A 6452-nucleotide genomic window follows, 5' to 3' on the forward strand; every position below is an offset into this window, starting at 1 on the left:
CCGGGCGGGGGCCGGAGTCGTCAGGTGGCCTTCCGGAACGGCGTCCGGTCGAGCCCCTCGATCAGGTCGGGGATCGACTCGAAGACGTGGGCGGCGCCGGCCTCGCGCAGCTCCTCGGGTGAGAACCCGCCGGTGCGGACCGCGACGCCGGGCAGGTCCAGCTTGCCCGCGGCGAGGAAGTCCCAGGTGGAGTCGCCGACCGCCACACCGGACGCGCCCTCGGCCTTGGCGAGCGCCACCTTCATCAGGTCGGGCGCGGGCTTGGTCTTCTCGACGTCCTCGGAGGTGGTCCACGCCTTGCAGTGCTCGCGGCCGTCGATGAGGTCGAGGAAGCGCTCCACGTGCTGCGGCTTGCCGGAGGAGGCCAGGACAACGGCGAACCCGCGCCGGCCCAGCTCGGCCAGCAGCTCGGTCGCGCCCTCGAAGGGCCGCACCTCGTCGATCATCTTGTCGAACTCCTCGGTCCACGCCTCCCGCAGCGCGTCGCCGTGCTCCCGCTCGACCTCGTCCCCGGCGAGGGCGGCCACGATCTGGTCGCCTCCCATGCCGATGTGCCGGTGGATGCGCCACAGCGGCAGCACCACGTCGTAGCGGGCGAAGGCCCGGTACCACGCGAGCGCGTGCTGGTAGTTGGTGTCGACCAGGGTGCCGTCGACGTCGATGATGGCGGTGTCGGCCATGCGGTCCTCCTTCGGCGGTGCGGACGGGCGCCCGTACCCCGGCGGTGCGGGCGGGTGCCCGTACTCCGGTGGTGCGGACCGGCCGTCCGGACCTCGGCGGTGCGGGCGGGCGCCCGGACTTCTGCGGTGCGGGCGGATGCCTGGAAGGACCCTGCCCCCGTGCGCGGCGCTCATCCCCGGCGGAGCCGGTCCGCCCCCTCGCGGGCCCCCACCGGGGACGGACGGCTCCTCCCTCGTTCCTCACCGCCTCCCACCTGCCGAAACCCCTTCCGCCCGCCTGCCGAAACCCTTTCCGCCCGCCGGTGAACCCCTTCCGCGCGGCCCGCGTGCCCCGCGGTACGCCTCGCGGACCGTACGGTGGGACCCGCCCGGCCCCGGACGGCGTCAGCCGACGTCGCGGTGGCGGAAGCCGTAGAGGCCGGCGGCCACGAGTGCGGCGGCGATCGCGGTCAGCGCGAGCAGCGGCGTCGCCGTCACCTCCCCGCCGGGGAGCTTGGGCAGGTGGCTGAAGGGCGAGAGGTCCAGTGCCGCGGGCGGCAGGTCCAGCAGCGCGCCGACCTGGCCGAGCAGCAGGAACAGCGCCAGCGCCGCCCACGCGAGCGCGGTCAGCCGCGGCAGCAGGCCGAACAACGCGACCGTCAGCCCGGTCAGCGACCACACGGCGGGGAGCTGGGAGATCGCCGCGCCCGTCACCTCGGGGAGCCGGCCGGCGACGTCGCCGGTGCTCGCGCCGTAGGAGATCCCGACCGCGACCCCCAGGACCAGCATCACCGCGGCCGGGCCGAGCAGCGCGAACACCAGGTGGCCCGCCATCCACCGGGCCCTGTCCACCGGGGCGACCAGGAGCGGCTCGGCGCGCATGAGCGTCTCCTCGCCGCGCATCCGCAGCGCGGCCTGCACGGCGTAGCCGGCGGCCCCCATCCCGAAGATGCTCATCACGCTCGCGACGAAGACGTCGGCCACGTTCGCCGAACCGCCCAGCCGGGCCATCATCTCCATGAGCCGCGCGTTGCCGGCCATCGTGTCGGCGGCGGTCTTCGCCGCGGCGCCGACCACCGCGCCGAACACCGCGAAACCGGCGCTCCAGCCGAGCAGCGGCCCCCGGTGCAGCCGCCAGGCCAGCGCGAGCGGCGAGCCGAAGCGGGGCGCGGCGTCGGCGGGACCCTGCCGGGGCGGCAGTACGCCCGCCGCGAGGTCCCGGCGCCCGGCCAGGGCGTAGGCGGCGAGTGACAGCAGCGCGACCGCCGCGAGCGACAGGGCGAGCGGCCACCAGACCTCACCGGCGAAGGGACGCATCCGCTGGCTCCAGCCGAACGGCGACAGCCACGACAGCCACGGGGAGCCGGTCGAGTCACCGGCCATCCGCACCAGGTAGGCGGCGCCGAGAGCCGACAGGCTGATCGCCCTGGCCCCGCCCGCGCTCTCGGTGAGCTGCGCGGCGACCGCGCCCGCCGCGGCGAACACCGTGCCGGTCGCGGCATAGCCGAGGCCGGTGGCCAGCGCGCCGGCGACCGGGTATCCCAGCCCGGTGAAGGAGGCCGTGACGACCAGCGCCACGGCGAGGTTCGCCAGCGCGGTGACGGCCAGCGCGGCCGACAGCCCCGCGTGGCGGCCCAGGGCGGTGGAGCCGAGCAGTTCGCGGCGGCCGGTCTCCTCCTCCACCCGGGTGTGCCGGACCACGGTGAGCAGGCTCGCCAGGGCCAGCAGCACGGGGGTGAACCCCGCGCGCCACACGCCCATCGCGGCGGCGTTCCAGTGGGTGAACGGCCCGTACAGCGCGACCAGCGCGGGATTGGCGCCGAAGGACGCGGCGAATCCCTGCAGCTCCCGCTCGGTCGGGTACAGATCGGCGATGCCGGCGGTCTGGGTGCTCGGCAGTACGGCGAGCAGCAGCACCCACAACGGCAGGATCAGCCGGTCGCGCCGCAGGATCAACCGGACGAGCGTGCCGGTACCGGTCATCGGTCGTCCCCGTCCACCGTCCGGGCGTCCCGGCTCGCCGTACGGGCCTCCCCGTCCGCGGGGCGGGTGTCTCCGCCGGCCGCACGGGCGGCGTCGCCCGCCGTACCGGCGCCCTCGTCCCGGTAGTGGCGCAGGAACAGCTCCTCCAGGGTCGGCGGCCGGCTGGTGAGCGAGCGCACGCCGACGGCCGACAGCCGCCGGAGCGCGTCGTCCAGCCGGTCGTTGTCGACCTCGAAGGCCACCCGGTCGCCGTCGGCCCGCAGGTCGTGGACGCCGGGCGCGTCGCGCAGCCCGTCGGGCGGGGCGGCCAGCTCGGCGGTGATCGACGTGCGGGTCAGGTGGCGCAGCTCGGTCAGCGTGCCGGTCTCGACGGTGCGGCCGTCGCGGATGATGCTCACCCGGTCGCACAGCTTCTCGACCTCGGCGAGGATGTGGCTGGACAGCAGCACCGTACGGCCCCGCTCCCGCGCCTCGGTGACGCAGTCGGTGAAGACCGCCTCCATCAGCGGGTCGAGCCCGGAGGTCGGCTCGTCCAGCAGCAGCAGCTCCGCGTCGGAGGCGAGAGCGGCGACGAGGGCGACCTTCTGCCGGTTGCCCTTGGAGTAGGCCCGTCCCTTCTTGCGCGGGTCGAGGTCGAACCGCTCGATCAGCTCCTTCCTGCGGGCCCGGTCGAGACCGCCGCGCAGCCGGCCGAGCAGGTCGATGACCTCGCCGCCGGACAGGTTGGGCCACAGCGTGACGTCGCCGGGCACGTAGGCCAGACGGCGGTGGAGCTCGACGGCGTCCTTCCAGGGGTCGCCGCCCAGCAGGCGGACCGTGCCCGAGTCGGCCCGCAGCAGGCCGAGCAGGACGCGGATCGCGGTCGACTTGCCGGCGCCGTTCGGGCCCAGGAAGCCGTGCACCTCGCCGGCCCGGACCTCCAGGTCCAGGCCGTCCAGCGCGCGGGTCCGGCCGAATCGCTTCGTGACGCCGGACACCGAGATGACGTTACTCATTCTTTAGAATGTACAGAGCCTTCAGAGGAAAGTGAAAGTACCTGCCCGGGTCCTTGACGCTGGAGAATGCCGGAGAGAACCGGAGGGGGAGAGATGCGCGACGAGGAGGCCGTACGCCGGTTCGTGGAGCGGATGGGCCGGATGCTGGCAGCCATGGGCGTCCCGCCGATGGCGGCCCGCGTGCTGCTCACCGTGATGACCGCCGAGGAGGACGCGCTCAGCGCCGCCGACCTCGCCGAACGGCTCGGCGCCAGCTCCGGCGCCATCTCGGGCGCGGTGCGATACCTCGTGGACATGGATCTCCTCCGCCGGGAGCCGGTCCCGGGTTCCCGGCGCGACCTGTACCTCCTGAGCGGCCAGAGCTGGTGGGAGGCGACGATGAGCAAGATGAACCGGCTCCAGCTCATCGTCGACACCGTCGACGAGGGCATAGCCGCGGTCGGCGGCACCGACAGCCGTCCGGGGCACGGCATGGCCGAGATGCGCGACTTCTTCGCCTTCTGCCACGACGAGATCCTGCTCATGATGGAACGCTGGGAGCGGCAGAAGCCCGTCCGCGACTGACCCTTGTCAGCGGCTCCGCGCGAACCACGTGTCGAGTGCCTGCCGGAGTGCGGCCGGTTCGAGGTCGTCGCCCGGCGCGGCGGCCCACGCGATCACGCCGTCAGGACGGAGCAGGACGGCGGCGAGCCGGTCGTCGCTCAGCTTTCCGATCGGGACGGCCTCGACCCGGTCGCCGGTGTCGATCCGCTTCGCCCGCGGATGCAGCAGCAGCGGCCGCCCGGTGACGGCCAGCCGGTCCAGGGAGACGGTGTCGTCGATGGTCAGCGGCGGGCAGTGCGCGCCGGCCGCCGGGTGGGCGGCGGGGTAGGGCAGTGGGTAGTGGTGTCCGACGCCGGACAGCAGCCGGCCGAGATGCCGGTTGACCTCCGGCAGGTCCATGAGGTCGCTCACGATGTCGCGGAGCGCGTCCACGTGCGGGCCGGGCGCCAGCAGCGCCGACTGCGCCCGCGTGTTGTGCAGGACGGCCGCGCCGACCGGATGCCGCTCGGCGTCGTAGCTGTCGAGCAGCGCGCCGGACGCGCCGCCGCGGACGGCCGCGGCGAGCTTCCAGCCGAGGTTCATGGCGTCCATCAGCCCGAGGTTGAGCCCCTGCCCGCCGTTGGGCGAGTGGACGTGGGCGGCGTCGCCGGCCAGCAGGACGCGTCCGCGCCGGTAGGCATCGGCCTGGCGGGCCTGATCGGTGAAGCGCAGCCCGTCCCGGAACGCGGTCAGCGAGACGTCTGCTCCGGCGACGCGGCGGACGCTGTCGCGGACCTCCTCGGCGGTGAGCGGCGCCGACCGGTCGGGGGCGGTGTCGGCGAAGTCGAACGTGGCGATCATGCCGTCGTCGTGGAACAGCGTGCCGCCGGGCAGCCGGCCGGGCGGCGGCAGCAGGTCGCGGCCGCGTACCTCGGCATGGGCGTAGCGGACGGTCATGAGGGGCGGGGTGCCGGGGAAGCCGAAGCCGGCGAGCCTGCGGACGGCGCTGTGCCCGCCGTCGCAGCCGACCACGTACCCGGCGGTGAGCCGCTGCTCGCCGGTGGAGGTCTCGACGGTGAGGGTCGCCTCGTCCGGCCCCTGCCGCAGGCCGGTCACGGTGTGCCCGTGGCGTACCCGCACGCCGAGACCTCGCAGGTGGTCGCGCAGCAGGCGTTCGAGCGCGGGCTGGCCGATCAGCGCGCCATGCCGCCCGGGGTCGGCGGCGTCCTGGTCGATCTTGTGGATCCAGGCGAAGTGCGTCCTGGTGGTGCCGTGGTCGCGGGCCAGCGCGCGCAGGCCGTGTTCATGCTCGCGGTCGAGATCCGCCCCGAGACCCCGGCGACGCAGTGCCTCGGCGGCCAGCACCCCGATTCCCCGGGCCTTGGGCTGCTCGGTCGGGGCGGCCAGGCGCTCCAGCACCGTCGGCCGCACCCCGGCGAGGGCGAGCTCCGCGGCGAGTAGCAGTCCCACCGGACCCGCTCCGACCACGACGACGTCAGCGTCCATGCCCACAACCCTTCCGTGCAAGACGAGACCGTCTCGTCTTGTTTTACCGTAGCGAGACGAGACGGTCTCGTCTAGGCGTGGCGTACGATGAGCTCGTGACCGGCGTTCCCTCTCGGGCGAAGCGACAGGCGATCCTCGACGCGGCCACCGCCGCGTTCCTCCGCCACGGGTACGCCGCGAGCGTCGACGACATCGCGGCCGCCGCCGGTGTCGGGAAGCAGACCGTCTACCGGCACTTCGGCGACAAGCAGGCGCTCTTCCTCGCCGCCTTGGCCGCCGCCCGCGTGGCCGGCGGCAGCCCGCCGAAGGCCGTCCCCGAGGAGACCGGCGACCCGGCGAAGGACCTGAGCCGGATTGGGGAGCAGATCCTCTCCGTGGCGCTGTCGCCCACCGTGGCCGCGCTCCACCGCCTCACCGTCGCCGAAGTCGCCAACCACCCCGAACTGAACGGTCACTGGGGCGACACCGCCGCTCCCCAGCTCGACGAGAACCTGGCCGGCTACCTCCGCCGCTGCCACGCCGCAGGCGTGCTCGACGTCCCTGATCCGGCCCGCACCGCCCGGCAGTTCGCCTACCTGCTGATGACCGAGGGCCGGGTGGCGAGCGGGTACGGCACGAAGCCGCTGACCGCCGAGCGGCGTCGCACCATCGCGGCCGAGACCGCCGACCTCGTCGTCCGGGCCCATCGCCCGGCGGGATGAGCTGAACCCGCCGACCTCGTCGTCCGGGCCCATCGCCCGGCGGGATGAGCTGAACCCGCCGACCTCGTCGTCCGGGCCCATCGCCC

At 74.3% G+C, this 6452-nt stretch carries 6 protein-coding genes; 2 read left to right on the forward strand and 4 right to left on the reverse strand.

The window, feature by feature from the left end:
- Positions 1-20 precede the first annotated feature (20 nt).
- The 3 genes from AB0D67_RS08515 to AB0D67_RS08525 form a co-directional block, all read right to left on the reverse strand.
- Positions 21-680 (reverse strand): HAD family hydrolase, encoded by a 660-nt coding sequence (locus tag AB0D67_RS08515; RefSeq protein WP_362931396.1) that lies wholly within the window; start codon positions 678-680, stop codon positions 21-23.
- A 384-nt stretch (positions 681-1064) separates the two neighbouring features.
- The gene (locus tag AB0D67_RS08520; protein ID WP_362931398.1) at positions 1065-2642 is read right to left on the reverse strand and encodes an ABC transporter permease; all 1578 of its coding nucleotides are present in this window, start codon (positions 2640-2642) and stop codon (positions 1065-1067) included.
- A complete protein-coding gene (locus AB0D67_RS08525; RefSeq protein ID WP_362931400.1) occupies positions 2639-3637 on the reverse strand; it encodes an ABC transporter ATP-binding protein in 999 nt (332 codons plus the stop codon). Before AB0D67_RS08525 ends, AB0D67_RS08520 begins: the two co-directional genes overlap by 4 nt.
- 93 nt (positions 3638-3730) lie before the next feature.
- Here AB0D67_RS08525 and AB0D67_RS08530 point away from each other — a divergent pair, with 93 nt between their 5' ends.
- Entirely contained in the window at positions 3731-4201 is a 471-nt protein-coding gene (locus AB0D67_RS08530) for a MarR family transcriptional regulator (protein ID WP_362931402.1), read from the forward strand.
- A gap of 6 nt (positions 4202-4207) precedes the next feature.
- Here the strand turns inward: AB0D67_RS08530 and AB0D67_RS08535 are convergent, their stop codons facing one another.
- Positions 4208-5665: an FAD-dependent monooxygenase gene (locus AB0D67_RS08535; RefSeq protein WP_362931404.1), complete on the reverse strand. Its 1458-nt coding sequence runs from the start codon at positions 5663-5665 to the stop codon at positions 4208-4210.
- Positions 5666-5760: 95 nt separating this feature from the next.
- On the opposite strand from AB0D67_RS08535, the gene AB0D67_RS08540 reads away from it, so the two are divergent.
- Positions 5761-6366, forward strand: a complete 606-nt coding sequence (locus tag AB0D67_RS08540) for a TetR/AcrR family transcriptional regulator (RefSeq protein ID WP_362931406.1) — start codon at positions 5761-5763, stop codon at positions 6364-6366.
- Positions 6367-6452 lie beyond the last annotated feature (86 nt).

The organism is Streptosporangium sp. NPDC048047 (assembly GCF_040653115.1).
Classification (GTDB): domain Bacteria; phylum Actinomycetota; class Actinomycetes; order Streptosporangiales; family Streptosporangiaceae; genus Streptosporangium.